This is a genomic window from Paraburkholderia sp. J7 (genome assembly GCF_905220155.1).
Lineage (GTDB): Bacteria > Pseudomonadota > Gammaproteobacteria > Burkholderiales > Burkholderiaceae > Paraburkholderia.
The window spans coordinates 1-365 of the sequence record NZ_CAJMYZ010000117.1 but is presented as its reverse complement, the minus strand read 5'-3'; the positions used below and the strand labels follow the sequence as shown (position 1 = coordinate 365).

Below are 365 nucleotides of genomic sequence, written 5' to 3'. Positions count from 1 at the left end.
GCAGCCCCGACGGACGGAACACGAGCACGACGATCAGCACGATGAATGCGAAGACGTCCTGGTAGTTACTGCCGAACACCCCGCCGGTCAGGTTGCCGATGTAGCCTGCGCCGAGCTGCTCGATCAGACCGAGCACCACGCCGCCGACCATCGCGCCGCCGAGGTTGCCGATACCGCCCAGCACGGCCGCCGTGAAGGCCTTCATGCCGGGGATGAAACCCATGTAGAAGTGCGCGTTGCCGTATTCCGAGGCGATCATCACGCCGGCCAGCGCCGCGAGCGCCGAGCCGATCATGAACGTGGCCGAGATCACGAAGTTCGGGTTCACGCCCATCAGCGAGGCATTGTTCGGATTCTCGGCGATC

Annotated in this window: 1 protein-coding gene; it reads right to left on the bottom strand. The window is 64.7% G+C overall.

Annotated features, from left to right (window positions below; genetic code table 11):
* The coding region (locus U5A58_RS40580) for a branched-chain amino acid ABC transporter permease (RefSeq protein WP_321965470.1) at positions 1-365 on the bottom strand (365 nt) is incomplete at both ends.